Source organism: Oerskovia merdavium, from assembly GCF_014836755.1.
Taxonomy (GTDB): Bacteria; Actinomycetota; Actinomycetes; order Actinomycetales; family Cellulomonadaceae; genus Oerskovia; species Oerskovia merdavium.
Genome location: NZ_JACSQF010000001.1, coordinates 144583 through 165710 on the forward strand (window position 1 = coordinate 144583; position 21128 = coordinate 165710).

A 21128-nucleotide genomic window follows, 5' to 3' on the forward strand; every position below is an offset into this window, starting at 1 on the left:
ATGACCGACGGCGGTAACGGAGACTTCGAGTTCGAGCGTCGCTTCCTCGTGAAGGACGTCCCGGTCGACCTGCTCGACGCGCCTGCCCTGATCGTGCAGAGCTACTTCCTGGCGCAGGACGGCTACGCGATGCGCCTGCGGGTCCAGGCGAGCGCGACCGACGCGACGCTCGCAGCGGGCACGTCTCCGCTGCACGTCCTGGACGAGCACACGTTCGACTTCTGCGCGCTCACGGTCAAGGGCCCCACGAACGGCGGCACCCGGTACGAGGCCGAGCGCGAGATCGACGTCAACGTCGGGGTCGAGATGATCCGACGCGGGGGCGGTCGCATCGTCAAGACCCGCTACTCGGCGTGGCTGGGAGCGGACGGCTGGGTCATCGACGTGTTCGGCGGGGCCAACCACCCGCTGGTCATCGCGGAGTGCGAGCGCTCGGGACCGGTCGTGGACCTGCAGATCCCGTCGTTCTGCCTCACCGAGATCACCGACGACCGCCGCTTCTCCAACGACTACCTCTCGCACACCCCGTACTCGGGGTGGGCGGCCTCGTTCGCCGCGGAGCTCGCGGTGTCCGGGCCGCGCTTCCGCCAGGACTTCGGGCACAACGCACGCCTGCCCGGCGAGTAGCCGGGCAGGCCAGGGCGACAGCGGACTGGCCGTGCACGGGGCGAGCGCGGCCCGTGCACGGCCCCTCGCCGCTCAGGGCGCGTCGTCCGCGACCGGTCCGCGGTCGCCGACGGGCGCGGTCCCCAGGCCACGCGCGTAGTAGACCCACGGGAACCAGGTCCCGATCCGCTCCCACCCCTCGGCCTCGAGCCCGAACCTGCTCGCCCCCAGGACGTAGACGCGCTTGTGCTCCCACTGCTGGGTGGTCCGCTCGATGGTGTGGAACGCCGCACCGAACCCGATCGAGCGCCACCCGTGCCGCCCGTAGGCCTCGAGCGCGGCCATCTCGGTCACGGCCGTGACGGGGGCCAGGGTCCGGGTGTCTCCGGGGACGGCCCCGGCGATCAGGTCGCCCACAAGGCCGGGCGCTCCGTCGCCGGGCCCTGTGGGTCGCCCGAACCGCTGCTGGGCCGCCTGTCGCGTGATGCCGAGGGCGGTCCCGACGGCCTCCCAGCTGTGCCCGGCGGAGCGGGCCGACGACACGGCCGTCGCGAGCAGCTCCTCGGTCGCGAGGTGGGCACGGGCCGTGAGGGCCACGAGCTCGAGGTGCGCGGCGGGCTGGGTCGCGATGCGGTCGCCGATCCCGGGGTCCGCGGCCGCCACGGCCTCGGCGAGCAGGTCGTCGAGCGACCGGTGGTCGCGCGGTTCGAGGCTGCCCCAGGCGGGTGCGCCGCTCACCGTGCGCGACTCTCGTCGATGCCCGACGCCGGAGCGCCGGTCTGGCCTACTGCTCGCCTGTTCATCATGCGTCAACCCTGGCTTGACACCACCGCCCTGTCAAGAGGTAGTTGACACTCCGGCTCGGTGCGGGACCGGCGGGGACACGCCGTCGGGCCGTCCCCCGCGCCTCCCCGGCCACCCGGGCGGAGAATGCAGGGCATGGACGAGGCCGTCGTACTCCTGGTCATCACCGGTGCCCTGGCCGTCACGGCCGTCGCGCGGCACTGGGACCTGCCCGCTCCCCTCCTGCTCGTCGTGGTGGGCCTGGGCGTATCCCTGATCCCCGTGGTCCCCCACATCGAGCTGGCCCCCGAGGTGCTGCTGGGCATCATCCTCCCGCCGCTGCTCTTCTCGGCGGCCAACGGGAGCTCGTACCAGGACTTCCGCACGTCGCTCAACGCGATCGTGCGCCTGGGCGTCGGGCTCGTGGTCGTCACGGCGCTCGCCGTGGCCTGGGTCGCGACGATCCTGCTCCCCGACCTCCCGTTCGCCGCGGCGCTCGTCCTGGGCGCCGTGGTCGCCCCGCCCGACGCGGTCTCGGCCGCCGCGGTCGGTCGGCGGCTCGGCCTGCCCCGCCGCGTCATGACGCTCCTGGGCGGCGAGAGCCTCATCAACGACGCGACCTCGCTCACGCTCTACAAGGTCGCCCTCGCAGGGGTCGCGACAGGAGCCTGGGTCTGGACCGAGGGCATCGGGGTCTTCGCGCTCGCGGTCGTGGTCGGCGTGGGGATCGGGCTCGTCATGGGCATCGGCATGCACGCCGCCCGGCTACGGCTCGCCGACCCGCTCCTGACGAGCGTCGCGGGCATCATCCTCCCGTTCGCGGCCTACTGGATCGCCGAGGAGCTCAGCGGCTCGGGCGTGCTCGCGGTCGTGGCCGCGGGACTCTACCTGGGGCACACCGCGCCGACCGCGGGCTACGAGACCCGACTCGTCGAGGAGCCGCTGTGGGACAGCCTCGACCTGCTGCTCGAGGCCATCACGTTCGCGCTCATCGGCCTCCAGCTCAAGTTCGTGGTCGAGACGGTCGTGACGTCCGACGAGGGGCTCCGCACTGCCGTCTGGGTGTCCCTCGCCGCCCTCGCGGTCACCATGGCGATCCGTCCCGTGTACGTGTTCGCCACGTCGTGGCTCGACCGCGTGCACCTGCCCGGGTCCAAACGCTCCCGGGCCGACGAGCTCGGCTGGCGCGAGTCGCTCGTGGTGTCGGCGGCAGGGATGCGCGGCGTCGTGACGCTCGCCGCCGCGGCCGCCATCCCCGTGACGCTCGGCGGTGCCGAGTTCCCCGGCCGTGCCACGATCCAGCTCGCGGCCTTCACGGTCGCGATCGGCACCCTCCTGCTCCAGGGCGTGACCCTCCCCTGGGTCATCCGGAGGCTCGGGGTCGGCGGGGAGGACGAGGCCGCGAGCGACGCCGCGGAGGAGGCGCGCGTCCGCCGCCTCATGGCCGAGGCCCAGGCCGAGGCCATCTCGCGCGCCACGAAGGCATGGGCACCGGCGATCGGCGAGGAGAAGGCCGAGGCGACCCGTGCGGCCATGTCCGCCGCGATCCTGGGCCGCGCCCAGGCCGCGGCAAGGCTGCTCTCCCCCGAGTCCGAGGCCGAGGAGCCGGTCGAGCAGGTCCCGGTCCGCGCCCACCCCACGGGCGGTCGCGCCTATCCCGTGGCCCGGCCCGGCGACGGTTCGGAGGACCTGCGCCGGCTCAACGCGCTGCGCGCCGACATGAACAGGGCCCAGCGTCAGGTGCTCGTCGACGAACGGGACGCGGGTCGACTCAACGAGGCCGTGATGCGCAGGATCCTGCGCGAGCTGGACATCGAGGCCGAGGCGCTGGCCGAGTCGTGGGTCAACCGGATCTGACGGCCCGCACAGGCACACGGCCCGCGCCGCTCAGCTGAGACGGCTCAGGTGAGGCCGCCGAGCGCGACGACACCCTCGGTGAACTCGAAGTGCCACGGCTCGTACGCTCCGCCGCCGCCGCGCTTGGCCCACGAGGGGTTGGCCCAGCCGTACAGCTCGCCGTTCTTGTTGATCCAGGAGTAGACCTCCCGGTTGCCCGTCTCGGTCGAGCACAGGTCGATCGCCAGGCCCCAGCCGTGGAACGACGTGCCCGGCTTGGCCGCGAAGCCGCCCCGCGTGCCCTTGAGCGAGACCTGGGACGCCAGGGTCCGATAGCTCGACACGAGGCAGATGTCCCGGCCGAACGTCGCGCGGAACGACTCGTTCATGGCGGACAGCGCGACCGCGGCGTCCGGACGCAGCGACTCGCCCGCCTGCCACAGGTCGCACAGCTCGTGCCCCGTGAGCTTGCCGTTGCTGCTCGTGACCTCGATGCTCGGGTCGCAGTTCGGGAGCGGCGCGCGCTCGACCGAACGGCTCGCAGCCTGGGCGCGGCCCTCGATCTTGGGCGCCGACGCCACGTACTCGGACGTGGGCTCGGCCGCGACCGGAGCGCTCACCAGGTCCAGCGCCGTGGGCCCGACGGGCTTGCCGTCCGGGGCGTAGGGAGTCAGGGGCCCGTCCTGCGCCCCCGCAGAGAGCGGCATGGCGATCGTCGCGACCGCCAGGGTCCCGAGGACGGCCATGCGGGGCGCCCAGCGCTGGTGGGAGGGGACCTCGGCCCGACGACGGCCCTTGTGCCCGGTCTCCGCCTCGCGTCGAGCGCGGCGTGACTCGGAGGTCGAGGACGACGACTCCACCAAGCCTCCACTCCGAGCGACCGCCCGGTCGCCCGCAGGCGACCCCTGACGACCAGGGCCGACGAGCGCGTGGACCGCGCTCTGCCTCGCAGACCGGACGACCCTCCCGTCGCGGGAGGAACCGTACGAGCGAAGCAACGAAACAATAACGGGGGGTGACAGCGAAACCAAGTCCCCAGTTCAGGGCCTCGTACGGCGCCGCTCAGTGCACGCGGCGCTGCATCGCGTCCCGCACCTCCCCCACGAGCTCCTCGAGGATGTCCTCGAGGAAGACCACCCCCACGGCTCCCTGCGCACCCGCGGTCGTGCCGTCGTCGGGCACCGCGCCCGTGGACCCCTGGACCGGGACCGTGTCCACGCGGGCCAGGTGCGCCCCCGACTGCTGCATGGCGCGCAGCGCGTCCTCGATCTCGTCGCCCGGCTCGGCCGTCGCGAGCGCACGCACGCGCCAGGACGGGACCGGCCGGAACCGGTCCTCGCCGCTCGCGTAGAGCACGTCCTTGAGGTGCAGGTACCCGACCAGCTCGCCCCGTGCGTCGGCCACGGGGAACCGGCTGAAACCGGTCTTCGCGACCAGGCGCTCGATCTCGTCGGGCGTGCAGCCCTCGACCACGGTCACGAGCCGGTCGACCGGGACCATGACCTCCGCGGCCGTGCGCTCCGAGAACTCGATGGCGCCCGAGAGCAGCCCCTGCTCGTCGCGCAGCAGGCCCTCGGCCTGCGAGTGCTCGACGATCGACTGGACCTCCTCGGCCGTGAAGACCGACGCGACCTCGTCCTTGGGCTCGACCCCGGCCCAGCGGACCACGTGGTTCGCGAGCCAGTTGAGCGCGACGATGATGGGCTTGAGGACACGCCCCAGGACCACGAGCGGCGGGCCGAACCACATGACGGCCTTCTCCGGCCCGGCGACCGCGAGGTTCTTGGGGACCATCTCGCCCAGGACCACGTGCAGGTAGACGACGATCGCGAGCGCGACCACGAACGCGATCGGGTGGACGAACGCCTGGCTCACGCCGAGCGCGTGCAGCGGCACCTCGAGAAGGTGCGCGACCGCGGGCTCCGCGACCACACCCAGGCCCACGGAGCAGACCGTGACGCCCAGCTGGGCGCACGCGAGCATGAGCGAGACGTGCTCCATGGCCCACAGGACCGTCTGGGCACGCCGGTTGCCCTGCGCGGCGAGCGGCTCGATCGAGCTGCGACGGGCCGAGAGGATGGCGAACTCCGCGCCCACGAAGAACGCGTTGGCCGCCAGGAGGACGACGGCGAGGATCAGTGCTGCGGTCGTGCTCATCGTGCACCTCCGGCAGGTTCGGAGCCCTGCTCACCCGAGCGCGGGCGCGCACCCGGCGGTCGCTCGGGAGCAGGCCAGCGGGTCGTGCCCGGCCGCTCGCTCCCCGGCCCCTGCGCCGTCACGTCGTCCAGGTCGCCGTCGGGCGACTCGAGCCGGACCCGCAGACGCTCGACGCGTCGCCCCTCCATGGCCTCGACCCGCAGCACCACGTCGCCCGCGCGGACCTCGTCGCCGGCCACGGGCACCCGCCCGAGGTCGGCCATGACGAGGCCGCCGAGCGTCTCGTAGGCACCGTCCTCGGGGACCTCGAGCCCCGTCGACTCGACGAGCTCGTCGGGCCGCAGGACACCGGGCACGATCCACGAGCCGTCCGCGCTGCGCGCCACCCCCGCCCGCCGCGGGTCGTGCTCGTCCGCGACGTCGCCGACCAGCTCCTCGACGACGTCCTCGAGCGTCACCACGCCCGAGGTGCCGCCGTACTCGTCGACGACCACGGCCATCTGCAGGCCGAAGCCGCGCAGCTCGACCAGCAGCGGGCCCAGCGCGACGGTCTCCGGGACGCGCGGCGCGTCGACCATGAGCGCGGCCGCGGGGACCTCGGAGCGACGCTCGTGCGGCACGCCGATCGCGCGGCGCAGGTGCACCAGCCCGACGACGTCGTCCCGGTCCTCCCCGATCACCGGGAAGCGCGAGTGCCCCGAGGTGCGGGCCAGGGCCACGACGTCCTCGGCCGTGTCCTCGCGGCGCAGCACGACCATGCGCATGCGGTCCGTCATGACGTCGACGGCACTGAGCTCGTCGAGCTCGATCGAGTTGGTCAGGAGCGTGGCGACCGACGTGTTCAGGGTGCCCTCCTGGGCGGAGCGCTTGACGAGCGCAGCGAGCTCGGAGGCCGACCGGGCGCCCGACAGCTCCTCGCGCGGCTCGACCCCCAGGCGACGCAGGATCGCGTTGGCCGACCCGTTGAGCACCGAGATGACGGGCCGGAAGAGCTTGGTGAACTGGCGCTGGACCGGGACGACCTGCCGCGCGGTCTGGTACGGGAGCGAGAGCGCGAAGTTCTTGGGGATCAGCTCGCCGAACAGCATCGAGAAAAGGTTGACGACCACCAGCGCGAGGACCACGGCGAGGACCGTGGCAGCGCCGGCGCCGAGCGCAGTGCTCCCCAGCGCATCGCCGATCAGGTTCGCCAGCGCGGGCTGCGCCGTGTAGCCGAGCAGGATCGTGGTGATGGTGATGCCGACCTGTGCCGAGGACAGCTCGGTCGACAGGTGCTTGAGGCCGGCCCGGACGCTGCGGTCGCGCCGGCTGCTGCGCGCCTCGGCGGCCGTGGCCCCCTCGCTGTCCCCTTCCCCGTCACCGCTCTTGGACAGCACGGCGGGGTCCAGGGTGACGAGGGCGAACTCGCTCGCCACGAAGACGGCGGTCCCTGCGGTCAGGAGCACCCCCAGCGCGACCATCAACCAGTCGCCTACCACGGGGTGCTCCACAGATATCGGGGTTTGCTCTTCATCGTGGCAACGATGTTATCCGCCGTCGGGCCGCCGTCCATCCGGAAAGCGCACCCGGTACCGGCCCTCGAGACGGGGACGGGCGCCCGACATCCCCCGGTCTCGCCGCGACCTCCGACCATCACCGGCCGGTTTGTGCCACGCTGGTGCCATGACAGCCAGCGCATTCCCCACCGGCAGCGGCGCGACGAGCGGGGCCGGACCTGCGGGTACGCCCGCGCAGCAGGCCGCGAACATCCTCGTCGTCGAGGACGAGCCGGCGATCGCCACCGCGATCGCCCAGCGGCTGAGCGCCGAGGGCTGGCGCGTCGAGGTGGCGCGCGACGGTCTCTCGGGGGTCGAGGCGGCGACCCGCCTGCGCCCGGACGTGATCGTGCTCGACGTCATGCTCCCGGGCATCGACGGGCTCGAGGTCACGCGCCGCATCCAGGCCGAGCAGCCCGTGCCGATCCTCATGCTCACCGCACGCGACGACGAGACCGACATGCTGATCGGGCTCGGCGTGGGGGCCGACGACTACATGACCAAGCCCTTCTCGATGCGCGAGCTGGTCGCCCGGGTCAAGGCGCTCCTGCGGCGCGTGGACCGCGCGGCCCAGGCCGCGACGTCGACCCCCACGGACCCGCCCATGGTCGTGGGCGACGTCGTGATCGACCGCGCCCAGCGGCGCGTGCACCGGGCCGGCGAGGAGGTCCACCTGACCCCCACCGAGTTCGAGCTGCTCGTCATGCTCGCCAGCTCTCCCAAGACCGTCCTGACGCGCGAGCGCCTCCTCGCCGAGGTCTGGGACTGGGCCGACGCGAGCGGGACCCGCACGGTCGACTCCCACATCAAGGCCCTGCGCCGCAAGCTCGGCCCGGACCTGATCCGCACGGTCCACGGCGTCGGCTACGCGTTCGAGCCCCCGGTCGCGTGACCTCCGGACCCCGGACCCTGCGCCCCCACCTCCCGGACGTCCGGCCCCTCGACTCGTTCCGGTCGCTGAAGATCAAGCTCGGCGTCCTCGTCTTCGCGACCGTCACGCTGGCCGTCCTCATCACGTGGCTGGGCCAGCAGAACAAGCTCGGCCCCACGCGGACGTTCCCGCTCGCGATCGTGCTGTCGCTCCTGCTCACCCAGATCCTGGCGCGCGGCATGACCTCGCCCCTGCGGGAGATGACGGCCGCGGCACGCTCGATGGCCGACGGCGACTACACGCGCCGCGTGCGGGCCACGAGCCGCGACGAGGTGGGCCAGCTCGCGGTCGCGTTCAACATCATGGCCGAGGACCTCGCCTCGTCCGACCAGATGCGGCGCGAGCTCATCGCCAACGTGTCGCACGAGCTGCGGACCCCCATCGCGGCGCTCCAGGCCCAGCTCGAGAACGTGGTCGACGGCGTGAGCGAGGCGAACCCCGCGACCATGGAGATGGCCCTCGCGCAGACCGAGCGCCTGACCCGGCTCGTGACCTACCTGCTCGACCTGTCCCGGATCGAGGCCGGAGCCGCGGCGCTCAACATCCAGGACGTCCCGCTCGGCGACTTCCTCGAGGAGAACGCCGACGCGGTCTCCATGGTCGAGGCCGGCAAGCACCTCCAGTACGTGATCGACGTGACGCCCGAGGACCTGACGCTCCCGGCCGACCCCGAGCGGCTGCGCCAGATCGTCACGAACCTCCTCCAGAACGCGATCCGCCACTCCCCGCAGAACGGCGAGATCCGGCTCGAGGCCTACCCCGTGGACGACGACGTCGTCATCGAGGTCATCGACCAGGGGCCCGGCATCGCGAAGAAGGACCGCGAGCGGATCTTCGAGCGGTTCGCGCGCGGCAACGCCCCCTCGCACGGTCACACGTCGACGGGCGGGACCGGGATCGGCCTCGCGATCGTCCGCTGGGCCGTGGACCTGCACGGCGGCCGGATCGAGGTCGCCGACTCGCAGCAGGGGGCGACCATGCGCCTGACGTTCCCTGCCACCTCCCACCCGCACACGACGGGCCTCCCGGACGACCTGCCCGAGATCCTGGGCACCGCGCTGGGCGAGCCCCGCACCCCTGGACGCGACGCCGACGACGACCACGGGCCCGTCGCCGGCAAGTGAGACCTTCGTCACACTGGTCGCGATACATACCCGGCGATGGCCTAACCGGCCTCGTCTTTGGCCGGTGAACAGGTCGTCGTTGCCCCCCGTTTGCCTCAGGTAGACATCCGGTGAAGAACGACCGGACGCCTTGCGCCGACTGGGGTCCAGGGGCGCCCAACACCACTCCCGAGGGCCTAGGCTTGACGGGTCCGGTGCCGACTAGGTACCCGGTATCCAATGACGATCAGTGGTGAAAGTGGGCGATCCTCGCGTGTCCCCGAAGGCTGAGTCAGAGTCGATCAGCGCAGCTAGTTCTGTGTTCGGCGCCAACGAATGGCTTGTCGACGAGCTGTACGAGCAATACCTCCAGGACAAGAACGCGGTCGACCCCGCGTGGTGGGACTTCTTCGCGGACTACCGTCCCGGGGAGAAGTCGCCCGAGGCGAACGGGAGCCCCGCTCCCGTGAACGGTGCGCCGGCTCCCGCCGCCGACGGCCCGGCTCCCGCCGTCCAGATCCCCGCGAAGGCCCCGGCAGCGCCGCCGGTCGCCGCAGCGATCCCGACCCCCGCGACCGACGGCTCCGCCGCCGGTGAGTCGGCACAGCGACGCAGGTCGCCCGTCGTCCCCGCGGACCCGACCGTCAACGCGGCGATCGCCGCGATCAAGGCCACGCGCCCGGTCGCCACGGCACAGCCTGCGACCGCACCGTACGCAGCGGTCGCCACCGCGCCGTCCCGCTCCGACTCGCCGGAGACCGGCGACGACGTGCAGAAGCTGCGCGGCCCGGCCGCCCGCGTCGTGGTCAACATGGAAGCCAGCCTCGAGGTCCCCACGGCGACCTCGGTGCGCGCCGTGCCGGCCAAGCTCATGGTCGACAACCGCATCGTCATCAACAACCACCTCGCCCGCGGGCGCGGCGGCAAGATCTCGTTCACGCACCTGATCGGCTTCGCGCTCGTCGAGGCGCTGACCGAGATGCCCGCGATGAACGCGAGCTACACGCAGATCGACGGCAAGCCGGCGGTCAAGAACCCCGCGCACGTCAACTTCGGTCTCGCGATCGACCTCGCCAAGCCGGACGGCACCCGCCAGCTCCTCGTGCCGAGCGTCAAGAGCGCCGAGCAGATGGACTTCGCGCAGTTCTGGGCCGCCTACGAGGACCTCGTGCGCCGGGCCCGCGGCAACAAGCTCACGGTCGACGACTTCGCGGGCACCACGATCTCGCTGACCAACCCGGGCGGGATCGGGACCGTGCACTCGGTCCCCCGCCTCATGCAGGGTCAGGGCACCATCATCGGCGTCGGCGCCATGGACTACCCCGCGGAGTTCGCGGGCGCCTCGGTCGAGCAGCTCGCCCGCCTGGGCGTCTCGAAGGTCCTGACGATCACCTCGACCTACGACCACCGCATCATCCAGGGCGCGCAGTCCGGTGAGTTCCTGCGCATCCTCGGGACCAAGCTGATCGGTGAGGACGGGTTCTACGACCGCGTCTTCGCCGCCCTGCGGATCCCCTACGAGCCGGTCCGCTGGACCCGCGACAACACGACGGACGCCGAGATCGAGGCGGCCAAGCCCGCCAAGATCGCCGAGCTCATCCACTCGTTCCGCTCGCGCGGCCACCTCATGGCCGACACCGACCCGCTCGCCTACCGTCAGCGCAAGCACCCCGACCTGGACGTGCAGACGCACGACCTCACGCTGTGGGACCTGGACCGCACCTTCCCGACCGGCGGGTTCGGCGGCAAGACGAAGTCCACGCTGCGCGACATCCTCGGCCTGCTGCGCGACTCCTACTGCCGCTCGATCGGCATCGAGTACATGCACCTGGCCGACCGCGCCCAGCGCCGTTGGCTCCAGGAGCGCCTCGAGTCGGGCTACGCCCGCACGCCGCGCGAGGACCAGCTGCGCATCCTGCGCCGCCTGAACTCGGCAGAGGCGTTCGAGACGTTCCTGCAGACCAAGTTCGTCGGCCAGAAGCGCTTCTCGCTCGAGGGCGGCGAGTCCGTCATCCCGCTGCTCGACGCCGTCCTGTCCAAGGCTGCCGACGGCGGCCTGGACGAGGTCTGCATCGGCATGGCCCACCGCGGTCGCCTCAACGTCCTGGCGAACATCGCCGGCAAGAGCTACGCGCAGATCTTCGCGGAGTTCGAGGGCAACCAGGACCCCAAGAGCGTCCAGGGCTCGGGTGACGTCAAGTACCACCTCGGCACCGAGGGCACGTTCTCGGCCGAGTCGGGTGCGCAGACGCGCGTCTACCTCGCGGCGAACCCCTCGCACCTCGAGGCGGTCGACCCGGTGCTCGAGGGCATCGTGCGCGCCAAGCAGGACCGCATCGACCTGGGTGGCGACGGCTTCTCCGTGCTGCCGATCCTCATCCACGGCGACGCGGCCTTCGCGGGCCAGGGCGTGGTCCCCGAGGTCCTGAACCTCGCACAGCTGCGCGGCTACCGCACCGGTGGCACCATCCACGTGATCATCAACAACCAGGTCGGCTTCACCACGGGCCCGTCCTCGTCGCGCTCCACGCTGTACTCGACGGACGTCGCCAAGGGCTACCAGGTCCCGATCTTCCACGTGAACGGTGACGACCCCGAGGCCTGCGTGCGCGTCGCGGAGCTCGCCTTCGCGTTCCGCGAGCAGTTCGACCGCGACGTGATCATCGACATGATCTGCTACCGCCGCCGCGGTCACAACGAGGGCGACGACCCCTCGATGACGCAGCCGCTCATGTACAACCTCATCGAGGCCAAGCGCTCGGTCCGCAAGCTCTACACCGAGAACCTGGTCGCTCGCGGCGACATCACGCTCGAAGAGGCGGAGCACGTCCTCCAGGACTACCAGGCCCAGCTCGAGCGCGTGTTCACCGAGACCAAGGAGGGCGGCTTCACCCCGTCGCCGTCCTCGGAGCCCGTCGCGGGCCTCGAGCGTCCCGAGTCCCAGCGCGAGGACGCCGGCACCATGGTCGGTTGGAAGACCGCGATCGACCAGTCGGTCATCGAGCGTGTCGGCCAGGTCCACGTGGCGCCGCCCGAGGGCTTCACGGTCCACCCCAAGCTCGCGCAGCTGCTCGAGAAGCGCCACCAGATGTCCGCGAACGGCGGCATCGACTGGGGCTACGGCGAGCTGCTCGCGTTCGGCTCGCTCCTGGTCGAGGGCACCCCGGTGCGCCTGGCCGGGCAGGACTCGCGTCGTGGCACGTTCGTGCAGCGTCACGCGGTGCTGCACGACCGCGAGACCGGCGCCGAGTGGACCCCGCTGCTGTACCTGTCGGCGGACCAGGCGAAGTTCTGGGTCTACGACTCCTCGCTCAGCGAGTACGCGGCCCTCGGTTTCGAGTACGGCTACTCGGTCGAGCGTCCCGACGCCCTGGTGCTGTGGGAGGCCCAGTTCGGCGACTTCGTCAACGGCGCTCAGACCGTCATCGACGAGTTCATCTCCTCGGCCGAGCAGAAGTGGGGCCAGAACTCCTCGGTCGTCATGCTCCTGCCGCACGGCTACGAGGGACAGGGACCGGACCACTCGTCGGCCCGGATCGAGCGCTTCCTCCAGCTGTGCGCCGAGAACAACCTCACGGTCGCCCAGCCCTCCACGCCCGCGTCGTACTTCCACCTGCTGCGTCAGCAGGCGTACGCCCGCCCGCGCCGCCCGCTCGTGGTCTTCACGCCCAAGCAGCTGCTGCGCCTCAAGGCAGCGGCCTCGGCGGTCGAGGACTTCACGACGGGCACGTTCGAGCCCGTCATCGGGGACGCCTCGGTGAACCCGGCGAACGTGGACCGGGTCCTGCTCTGCACGGGTCGCGTCTACTACGACCTGCTCGCCGAGCGGACCAGGCGTGGTGACGACAAGACGGCGATCGTGCGCCTCGAGCAGCTCTACCCGCTCGACGTGGACGGCATCCGCACGGAGCTCTCCAAGTACGCAGGGGCCGACGTCGTGTGGGTCCAGGACGAGCCGGAGAACCAGGGCGCGTGGTCGTTCATCCACGTGAACCTGCCGGAGGACCTGCCGCGCGTGCGTGTCGTCTCGCGCCCCGCCTCGGCGTCCACCGCTGCGGGTACCGCGAAGAAGCACCAGGCCCAGCAGGCCGTCCTCCTCGAGCAGGCCTTCGCCCGCTGACCGGACGCTCTCGCTGAGCCGGAATGACCAAGGCCGCCTCCCCCGACGGGGAGGCGGCCTTCGTCATACAGGACCTACCAGCGCGCGTGGATCGACTCGCGCAGGTACCGGTCGTAGATCTCGCGGATACCGGACGTGAAGAGCGGGCCGAGGACCTCGGCCGACCCGGCCGCCGCGTTGGCCCTGGCCTGTTGCACGTTGCGCGCGCCGGGGATCACGGTCGAGACACCTGGCTGCTGCCAGATCCAGGCGATCGCTGCCTGCGCGGGGCTGACGTCGGGGCCGAGGACGTCGTGCACGAGCGCGGTGAACTCCCCCGCAGCCGTGACCCCGGTCTCGAAGTCGACCCCGGAGAAGGTCTCGCCGACGTCGAACGCCGAGCCGTCCCGGTTGAAGCTCCGGTGGTCGTTCTCCGCGAACGTCGTCTCGCGCGTGTACTTGCCGGTCAGCAGGCCCGAGGCGAGCGGGACGCGGGCGATGATCCCGACGCCCGCGTCGGAGGCCGCGGGGAGCACCTCGTCGAGCGGCTTGAGCCGGAACGGGTTGAGGATGATCTGCACGGTCGCGGTCCCCGGCCGGGCGATCGCCGCGAGCGCCTCGTCGACGGTCTCGACGCTCACGCCGTAGGCCGCGATCGCGCCCTCGGCCACGAGCGTGTCGAGCGCGTCGTAGACCTGGTCGTCGTCGACGACCGAGGAGGGCGGGCAGTGGAGCTGGACGAGGTCGAGCCGGTCCGTCCGCAGGTTCCGTCGCGACCGGTCGGTCCACTCGCGGAAGTTCGCGAGCGTGTAGCTCTCGGGCACCTGCGGTGCCCGACGGCCCATCTTGGTCGCGACCGTGATCCCCGCGCCGGGGTTGTCCGCCAGGTAGGAGCCGATGATCTCCTCGCTGCGGCCGTCTCCGTAGACGTCGGCGGTGTCGAAGAAGGTCACGCCCGACTCGGCCGAGGCGTCGAGGACGGCGCGCGCGTCGTCCTCGCTGACCTCTCCCCAGTCCGCGCCGAGCTGCCAGGTGCCGAGCCCGACGACCGAGACCAGCCTTCCTGTGCGTCCGAGCACTCCTCGTTCCATGTGTTCCTCCTCGTCCTGCGGTGGTGCTCCCGTCGCCCGGGGGCCGGGGACGGTGCGTCGCTCGGCCTGCTGCCCCTGCGGGCAGCACGACCGGGTTCTACTGTGGCTGCTCGCGCGGTGTTCCGCACCCAGTAACGTATGTGATCGTGAACATCAAACCACCCTCGGGCGCCCAGATCCGTATCGAGCACGGGGACCACCACGTCACCGTCACGGAGGTCGGCGCGGCGATCCGCGAGTACACGGTCGGGGGGCGCGACGTCTTCACCCCCTTCTCGGAGACCGAGCTCGCCCCCGCGTCCCACGGAGCGGTGCTGCTCCCCTGGCCCAACCGGCTCCGTGACGGGCAGTACGAGTTCGACGGCGCCGCGCTCCAGCTCCCGATCACCGAGGTACCGCGGAACACGGCGATCCACGGCCTGGTGTGCTGGGAGCGCTGGGACGTCGTCGAGCAGTCCGCGTCGGCCGTGACGCTCGAGCTGCACCTCGTCCCGACCCCCGGCTACCCGTTCGACCTCGTCGCACGCGTGACCTACGCGCTGACCGACGCCGGCCTGCGCGTCACGACCCGTGCGACGAACGTGGGCGGCACCGACGCCCCCTACGGCGTCGGGTTCCACCCGTGGCTCTCGCCCGGTGACGCGTCGGTCGACGAGTGCACGCTGCGCCTCGACGCGAGCACCCGGGTCACCACGGACGAGCGGCTCCTGCCCACGGGTACCGAGCCCGCGGCCGGCGACTTCGACCTGCGCGAGCCGCGGCTGCTGGCCGGGATCGACCTCGACGACGCCTACGTCGACGTGCTGCGCGACGAGGACGGCCTGTCGTGGATGCGGCTCGGCGCACCCGACGGCCGGACGGCCGCGGTCTGGATGGACTCCTCGATGGACACGTGGCAGGTCTGCACGGGCGACCACGTGTCGGCCACGGCGTACCGCCGCACGGGCGTCGCGGCCGAGCCCATGAGCTGCATCGCGGACGCGTTCCGCTCGGGCGATCGCCTGGTGCGCCTCGCCCCGGGTGCGTCGCACGAGACGACGTGGGGCGCCACGCTGCTCTGAGCCGGTGGAGCCCGGCAGGTGCCGGCGGCGGCCGCCCTCATGGTCGCCTCCGGCACCAGTTGTCGTCCGTCCGGCCTGACGTCCCGCACGGGACCCCGGTCGTGACAGACAATGGTGTGCGAGCGAACGAGGAGCACATCACCGTGGGAGAACCTGAAGTACGGATCTGCGTGGTCGGCGACGAGCTGATCGCGGGCGTCGGCGACGCCAAGGGCCTCGGCTGGGTCGGGCGCGTCGTCGCCCGTTCCCGTTTCCCCGGGACGGCGATGGCCTTCCCGCTCGCGATCCCTGGCGAGACGACCACGGCGATGAGCCAGCGCTGGGACCTCGAGTCGACCAAGCGCTTCCACCCGGACCCCGAGTCCGACAACCGTCTCGTCATCGCGCTCGGACGGCACGACCTGGACGCCGGTCTGTCGGTGGCCAGGTCGCGGCTCAACCTCGCGAACGTGCTCGACGTGGCCGAGCAGCGTCGTCTCCCCGTGTTCGTGGTGGGTCCCCCGCCGGGCCGACCCGAGGACAACGACCGCCTCGCGGAGCTCTCGGGGGCGTTCGCGGACGTCGCGAACCGGCGACGGGTCCCGTACGTCGACACCTTCACGCCGCTCGTGACGCACGAGCAGTGGCTCGCGGACCTCGCGACGGGCGTGGGCGGGTACCCGGGACAGGCGGGCTACGGGCTCATGGCCTGGCTCGTCCTCCACACCGGCTGGCACGCCTGGTTGGGCCTGCCCGACGACGTCGCGTAGGCCGGGCGGGCGTCTCGCCCGCCGTCCGCCGAGGGTGACCTCCCCGCCGGCCGGGGCCACCGCACAGCGCGGCCACGGTGACCGGACCGGGGCGGACGGTCCGGCTCACGTCGGAGCCGGCGAAGACTGCAGCGGCTCGTCCCCCTCCTCGGGGCACGAGCCGCTGTCCGTCGCACGGCGGGGGCAGGAGCCCCAGGACGTGGGACCTCAGGCGCGCGAGACCGTGAGGTTCCCCGAGACCGAGCTCGCGGAGACGTAGGCGCCGCTCGTACCGTCCGAGTGGTCGACCGACGTGGTCCGCGACTGCGTGCTGGGGAGCGGGGCCCCGTCGAGCACGACCTTGCCCGTGACGGCGCGCGCCTTGAGGTTGACCCCCGCACCCTGCCCCAGGCGCAGCGTCACGTCTCCCGAGACGGTCTTGGCCGTCACGAGCGGCGTGGTCTCGCGCGCCTCGACGACCACGTCGCCCGTGACCGTGCTGACCGTGACCCGACCGAGCCGTCCGCCGACCTCGACGCGGCCCGAGGCCGTGCTGACCCGGACGTCCCCCTCGTGCGCGGTCGCGGCGACCCGACCGGCGGCGGACTTCACCGCGAGCACGCCGACGGTGTCGTCGACGGTCACGGCGCCGTCTGCCGTGGTGACGGAGACGTCGGCCCGGGTACCGGTCACGGCGACCGCCGCGCGCGCCGTGGCGATCTTCACGGGCAGGTGCGCGGGGAGCACGACGCGGACGGTAGCGGTGTCCTTGTCCTTGAGGCCGCGGACGCGGTCCACGACCCCCTCGACCCCGGCGAAGTCGTAGGCGACGCGGAGCTCGCCCGCGTGCGACGTGACGTGCAGCGGGCGCGGGCCCACCTCGGTGACGTCGATGCTCGCGCCTGACTCGCGCGCCGGGTCGCTCACGACCTCGATCGCGCCGTTCGTGAGGCCCACGACGAGCGAGGTCACCTCGCCGACCTCGATCTGCTGCGGTGCTGCGATGACCCAGGACTCGGTGCCCATGTCGTTCTCCTTCTGCGTCTGCGTGTCGTGCCGGTCGTCGTGCTGCTGGTCGTGCTGGTGGAGCTGGTCGTCCAGGTGCTGCTGGTCCTCTCGCCTGCCGTCGGGACGCGGGTCCGGGGGCGGCTGCCCGTCGTGGCCCGTCATCGCAGCGTCCCCCGCACGGCCCTGCGCGCGGAGTCGAGCACGGTGCGCAGCGTCTCGAGCGTCAGCTCGGTCACGGCGCTGCTCGCGTCGGCCTGCCTCAGGTCCGCGCGCACGTCGTCGCGGAAGCGTTGGACGAGAGCCTCCGCCTCGACGCGGCGCGCGTAGGACTCGCCGCGCCGGGGGTCCGGGGACGCCGCGGGACGTGGGCGTACCCGTGCCTCCTGGGCCGCGGCCGCGAGCTCGGCGCGCAGGCCCTGCATCGAGCCCTCGATGTCGGTGCGCAGCGCCTGTGCCCGGGTCCGGACGGTCTGCGCGATCCCGTCCTCGAGCGCCGCGACGTCGGCCCGGCGGGCCATGACCTCGGCCCGACCCGCGGGCGTGAGCTCGTAGGTGGACTTGCGGGCCTCGTCGCTGCGACGCACGAGCCCCTCCTCCTCGAGCCGCGCGAGGCGCGGGTAGATGGTGCCCGCGCTCGGCCGGTACGTGCCGCCGAACCGGTCGGAGAGCTCGGTCATGAGCTCGTACCCGTGCTTGGGTCCGGACTCGAGCAGCGCGAGGAGGTAGAGCCGGAGCTCTCCGTGGGCGAAGACGGAGGCCATCAGCGGTCCGCCGGTCCGTCCGCAGGCCCGTCGGTCGTCCAGGGCGCCTGCACGCCTGCGGTGCCCCACGGGGCGCCGTAGCCGGGGTACGCGTCGGTCGGGGCGTCGTCGGGCGCTCCCCATGCTCCCGGCCGCTCAGCCTCGCCCCGCAGGACCGTGACGTTCCCCGAGACCGAGTTGACCTGGAGCCTCTTGCCGGGGGCCGCGGCCGGGCCGCCCTGGCGGTAGGCACCACCGGGAGTGCCCCGGTGCTCGACGCCGTCGACCACGAGCCGGCCGCTCACGCAGCGCAGCGCGTAGTCGAGCGCGTCGGGCTCGGGGACCCGGACCAGGACGTCGGCCGAGACGGCGTTGACGTTCATGGAGTCGGGCGTGCTGCTCGAGTCGAGCGTGACGTTCCCGGACACGGTGTTGAGCTTGACGTCGCTCAGCGAACCCGAGGCCGTGAGGTCTCCCGAGACCGAGTCCATGACGAGCGTGCCCACGTGGTCGCGCACCGTGACCTCGCCCGAGACGGTGTCGACGCGCACGGCGCCCGTGGTCTGGGTCGTCATGACGGACCCGCCCACGGTCGCGACCGAGACCTTGGCGTGCGTCCCGGCGACGAGGCCGTCGCCGCGCACGGTCGCGAGCTTGACCGCGACGTGGGCCGGGACCCCCACGTAGACGTCCGCACGGTCCTTGCCGCGGTAGTTGCGGAACGAGTCGAGGAAGCCCTGGAAGCCGCCCGTGGGCGAGTACCCGACCCGGAGGCGGTCACCGTCGAGGCGCACCTCGAGCGGGCGGCCCTCGATCGAGTGGATCTCGACGCGGACACCGGGCTCGTCGTGCACCACGACGTCGATGCGCCCGTTCAGCAGGTTCGCGTCGAGGCGTTCCACGGGCCCGACGTCGATGGTCTGGGGACCCGTCACTGTCCAGCTCTCGGTAGCCATGTCTCTCCTCGCGCCCCTGCGGTGTCCCGCTCGTGGTGGATGACGCGATGTATCGCGTCTCTCTCCACACGATATATCGCGTCTTGGACCAGGACAAGCCCTGGATGTGGGAACATTGAGCAGACAGAATCCGGCGTGAGGAGCAATCATGAGCAAGCGCGGACGCAAGCGTCGCAGCCGTAAGGGCAGCGCAGCGAACCACGGCAAGCGCCCCAACGCCTGATCACGAGCCCGCCAGGGCCGCGATCACGCGCCTGAGGGCGAGTGCGACGAAGGGCCTGTCCTCACTGCGGTGAGGACAGGCCCTTTCGTCGTTCTCGGTTCTTCTCGCCCAGCGGGGACCGCCGGCCGCGGTGAGAGGCCCGCTGCGGGAAGCGGACCCCTGCCCGACGGCGTCACGCCCGCGAGCGCGCAGGCGTCAGAAGGTCTCGATCACCGTGGTGGTCCGCAGGACCGTGAACTGCGCCTGGATGCGCAGCCGCAGCTCCGCCGGCGCCTGCTCGTGGCACGAGCGGCGCACGAGCTGCTTGACCAGCTCCTCCGCGCTCAGCTCGGCCAGGCACGGCGAGCAGTGCGCGACGTGCGCGCGCATGCGGACCTCGTCGTCGGAGGTCATCTCCGAGTCGAGGTACTCGTACAGGTGCTTGAGCGCGTGCTCGCACTCCGTCTCGCCCTCGGTCGAGTGAGGGATCGGCACGATGACGGGTTCCTCCGCCTCCGTGCTCACGTTCTGCTTGCTCACGACTCACCTCCGGGGGTCTTGGCCCCCACCAGTCCTCGGTCCTTTGCGTAGTCGCTCAGCAGATCACGCAGCTGGTGCCGACCACGGTGGAGCCGCGACATCACGGTCCCGATCGGCGTGCCCATGATCTCGGCGATCTCCTTGTACGGGAAACCCTCGACGTCCGCGTAGTACACGGCCATACGACGGTCCTCCGGCAGCTCCTGGAGCGCCTTCTTCACGTCGGAGTCCGGGAGCCTGTCGAGCGCCTCGGCCTCGGCCGAGCGCAACCCCTGCGACGTGTGGGACGCCGCGCGGTGGATCTGCCAGTCCTCGACGTCCTCTGCCGCGGACTGCAGCGGCTCGCGCTGCTTCTTGCGGTAGTTGTTGATGAACGTGTTCGTGAGGATGCGGTAGAGCCAGGCCTTGAGGTTGGTGTCAGGACGGTACTGGTGGAACGCCGCGAACGCCTTGGTGAAGGTCTCCTGGACCAGGTCCTCCGCGTCGGTCGGGTTGCGCGTCAGGCGCAGCGCCGCCGAGTAGAGCTGGTCGAGGTACACCAGGGCGTCCTGCTCGAAGCGCGCCGAACGAGCCGCGTCACTCTCCGTGGCCGGAGCCCGGTTGGTGTCCTCGGCGTCGTCGGCTCCCGCGAGGTCGCCTGCGCTGCTGCTGATCTGATCCGTCATCGACAACGAGCCTAGTCCCCCAGATGGTCGGGCGTCCGCCGAGAGCGCTGAAGGGGCGATCGCGCCGAACGGCACGACCTCCAGGCTCGGTGCAGCGGTGGCGCTCTTGTCGGCTTCCGCTTCCAGTACACATGTCACGCTCAGCACAACCGTCCGGCCGCTGCCGACATTCCCACGGCCCGCGGCGGGCCGTGCGGCACAGGCAAGGCTGCGCTCGGTGAGGACAGGCAACCATCGGGTGTGCTCCACGACGATCCTCGCTAGCGTGAGGCGCATGACGACCACGACTCCCGACTCCCGGTTCCGCACCCTCCTGCGCGAGCAGGTCGGCCACGAGCTCGACGCCCACCAGCAGTACATCGCCATCGCGGTGTGGTTCGACTCCCACGACCTCCCGCAGCTCGCGGCGCACTTCTACCGCCAGGCGGTCGAGGAGCGCAACCACGCCATGATGATCGTCCAGTACCACCTGGACCGTGACCTCGACATCACGATCCCCGGCACGGGCGCGGTCCGCAACGACTTCGACTCGGTCCTCGAACCGCTCCAGCTCGCCCTCGACCAGGAGAAGCAGGTCACCGACCAGATCGAGGCCATCTTCCGCGCGGCCCGCGAGGAGGGCGACGCCCTGGGCGAGCAGTTCCTGCTGTGGTTCCTCAAGGAGCAGGTCGAGGAGGTGGCCTCCGCCACGACGCTCCTGACGGTCGCACGTCGTGCGGGCGAGAACCTGTTCGACCTCGAGAACTACGTCGCACGCGAGACCATCGGCGACGGTGGCGAGTCCGCCGACGCCCCCGAGGCGGCCGGCGGGGCTCTCTGACCCGACGCACCGAGGGCGGAGCCGGGCTCGTCCCGGCTCCGCCCTCGCCGTGCGCGGCCCTGGAGCGTCGTGCCCGACGGCGGCGCTCGCCCAGGGCGCTGACCGGCGCCTGGCCCTCGATCACCCCGCTCCCCCGGCGCGCGTCGCCCCGAGGGCGCACGCCCGGTGGCATGCTGAGCAGCGATGGGACAGGCTGGACGCACCGAGGGCGTCCCCGGCACCCCGGACCCGGTCGCTGCCCGCGGCCACCGTTCGACGAAGGAGATC

19 protein-coding genes are annotated in these 21128 nt (G+C 71.9%); 9 read left to right on the top strand and 10 right to left on the bottom strand.

The window, feature by feature from the left end; translation table 11 throughout:
* A complete protein-coding gene (locus H9641_RS00520; protein WP_191800030.1) occupies window positions 1-627 on the top strand; it encodes a CYTH domain-containing protein in 627 nt (208 codons plus the stop codon).
* Window positions 628-699: 72 nt separating this feature from the next.
* Here the strand turns inward: H9641_RS00520 and H9641_RS00525 are convergent, their stop codons facing one another.
* Complete coding sequence (locus tag H9641_RS00525) at window positions 700-1344, bottom strand: hypothetical protein (protein WP_318244294.1); 645 nt, start codon at window positions 1342-1344, stop codon at window positions 700-702.
* Between the two features lie 201 nt (window positions 1345-1545).
* On the opposite strand from H9641_RS00525, the gene H9641_RS00530 reads away from it, so the two are divergent.
* Window positions 1546-3246 carry a cation:proton antiporter gene (locus H9641_RS00530; protein WP_191800032.1) on the top strand — a complete coding sequence of 567 codons (1701 nt, stop codon included), beginning with the start codon at window positions 1546-1548 and terminating at the stop codon, window positions 3244-3246.
* Between the two features lie 44 nt (window positions 3247-3290).
* On the opposite strand, the gene H9641_RS00535 is transcribed toward H9641_RS00530, so the two are convergent.
* The 3 genes from H9641_RS00535 to H9641_RS00545 form a co-directional block, all read right to left on the bottom strand.
* Window positions 3291-4085 (bottom strand): M15 family metallopeptidase, encoded by a 795-nt coding sequence (locus H9641_RS00535; protein WP_191800034.1) that lies wholly within the window; start codon window positions 4083-4085, stop codon window positions 3291-3293.
* A 202-nt stretch (window positions 4086-4287) separates the two neighbouring features.
* The gene (locus tag H9641_RS00540; protein ID WP_191800036.1) at window positions 4288-5382 is read right to left on the bottom strand and encodes a hemolysin family protein; all 1095 of its coding nucleotides are present in this window, start codon (window positions 5380-5382) and stop codon (window positions 4288-4290) included.
* On the bottom strand, window positions 5379-6860 hold the full coding sequence (locus H9641_RS00545) for a hemolysin family protein (RefSeq protein WP_318244295.1): 1482 nt from the start codon (window positions 6858-6860) through the stop codon (window positions 5379-5381). Before H9641_RS00545 ends, H9641_RS00540 begins: the two co-directional genes overlap by 4 nt.
* Window positions 6861-7044: 184 nt before the next feature.
* Between H9641_RS00545 and H9641_RS00550 the strand changes: the two genes are divergently transcribed.
* The 3 genes from H9641_RS00550 to H9641_RS00560 all read left to right on the top strand — a co-directional run bounded on the left by H9641_RS00550 (window position 7045) and on the right by H9641_RS00560 (window position 13071).
* Window positions 7045-7809 carry a response regulator transcription factor gene (locus H9641_RS00550; protein ID WP_225219744.1) on the top strand — a complete coding sequence of 255 codons (765 nt, stop codon included), beginning with the start codon at window positions 7045-7047 and terminating at the stop codon, window positions 7807-7809.
* Entirely contained in the window at window positions 7806-8972 is a 1167-nt protein-coding gene (locus H9641_RS00555) for a sensor histidine kinase (protein ID WP_191800038.1), read from the top strand. The genes H9641_RS00550 and H9641_RS00555 overlap by 4 nt, the downstream gene beginning before the upstream one ends.
* Window positions 8973-9225: 253 nt before the next feature.
* The gene (locus H9641_RS00560; protein WP_191800041.1) at window positions 9226-13071 is read left to right on the top strand and encodes a multifunctional oxoglutarate decarboxylase/oxoglutarate dehydrogenase thiamine pyrophosphate-binding subunit/dihydrolipoyllysine-residue succinyltransferase subunit; all 3846 of its coding nucleotides are present in this window, start codon (window positions 9226-9228) and stop codon (window positions 13069-13071) included.
* Between the two features lie 74 nt (window positions 13072-13145).
* Here the strand turns inward: H9641_RS00560 and H9641_RS00565 are convergent, their stop codons facing one another.
* Window positions 13146-14141 carry an aldo/keto reductase gene (locus tag H9641_RS00565; protein ID WP_191800043.1) on the bottom strand — a complete coding sequence of 332 codons (996 nt, stop codon included), beginning with the start codon at window positions 14139-14141 and terminating at the stop codon, window positions 13146-13148.
* A gap of 146 nt (window positions 14142-14287) precedes the next feature.
* On the opposite strand from H9641_RS00565, the gene H9641_RS00570 reads away from it, so the two are divergent.
* Window positions 14288-15202 (top strand): aldose 1-epimerase family protein, encoded by a 915-nt coding sequence (locus H9641_RS00570; RefSeq protein ID WP_191800046.1) that lies wholly within the window; start codon window positions 14288-14290, stop codon window positions 15200-15202.
* Window positions 15203-15318: 116 nt separating this feature from the next.
* On the top strand, window positions 15319-15951 hold the full coding sequence (locus H9641_RS00575; RefSeq protein WP_318244296.1) for a GDSL-type esterase/lipase family protein: 633 nt from the start codon (window positions 15319-15321) through the stop codon (window positions 15949-15951).
* A 207-nt stretch (window positions 15952-16158) separates the two neighbouring features.
* On the opposite strand, the gene H9641_RS00580 is transcribed toward H9641_RS00575, so the two are convergent.
* From H9641_RS00580 to H9641_RS00590, 3 genes are read right to left on the bottom strand one after another with little or no spacing between them, the layout of a single operon-like run.
* The gene (locus H9641_RS00580; RefSeq protein ID WP_191800048.1) at window positions 16159-17100 is read right to left on the bottom strand and encodes a DUF4097 family beta strand repeat-containing protein; all 942 of its coding nucleotides are present in this window, start codon (window positions 17098-17100) and stop codon (window positions 16159-16161) included.
* Window positions 17097-17699 carry a PadR family transcriptional regulator gene (locus H9641_RS00585; protein WP_191800050.1) on the bottom strand — a complete coding sequence of 201 codons (603 nt, stop codon included), beginning with the start codon at window positions 17697-17699 and terminating at the stop codon, window positions 17097-17099. The genes H9641_RS00580 and H9641_RS00585 overlap by 4 nt, the downstream gene beginning before the upstream one ends.
* Complete coding sequence (locus H9641_RS00590; protein WP_191800052.1) at window positions 17699-18634, bottom strand: DUF4097 family beta strand repeat-containing protein; 936 nt, start codon at window positions 18632-18634, stop codon at window positions 17699-17701. The genes H9641_RS00585 and H9641_RS00590 overlap by 1 nt, the downstream gene beginning before the upstream one ends.
* 148 nt (window positions 18635-18782) lie before the next feature.
* Between H9641_RS00590 and H9641_RS20865 the strand changes: the two genes are divergently transcribed.
* Window positions 18783-18857: a 50S ribosomal protein bL37 gene (locus H9641_RS20865; protein ID WP_156968370.1), complete on the top strand. Its 75-nt coding sequence runs from the start codon at window positions 18783-18785 to the stop codon at window positions 18855-18857.
* A gap of 195 nt (window positions 18858-19052) precedes the next feature.
* On the opposite strand, the gene rsrA is transcribed toward H9641_RS20865, so the two are convergent.
* Together rsrA and H9641_RS00600 are read right to left on the bottom strand one after the other, a co-directional pair.
* A complete protein-coding gene (rsrA, locus tag H9641_RS00595; RefSeq protein WP_191800054.1) occupies window positions 19053-19376 on the bottom strand; it encodes a mycothiol system anti-sigma-R factor in 324 nt (107 codons plus the stop codon).
* Complete coding sequence (locus tag H9641_RS00600) at window positions 19373-20179, bottom strand: sigma-70 family RNA polymerase sigma factor (RefSeq protein WP_056646784.1); 807 nt, start codon at window positions 20177-20179, stop codon at window positions 19373-19375. Before H9641_RS00600 ends, rsrA begins: the two co-directional genes overlap by 4 nt.
* A gap of 136 nt (window positions 20180-20315) precedes the next feature.
* On the opposite strand from H9641_RS00600, the gene H9641_RS00605 reads away from it, so the two are divergent.
* A complete protein-coding gene (locus H9641_RS00605) occupies window positions 20316-20861 on the top strand; it encodes a ferritin (protein WP_191800056.1) in 546 nt (181 codons plus the stop codon).
* The last annotated feature ends 267 nt before the right edge of the window (window positions 20862-21128 follow it).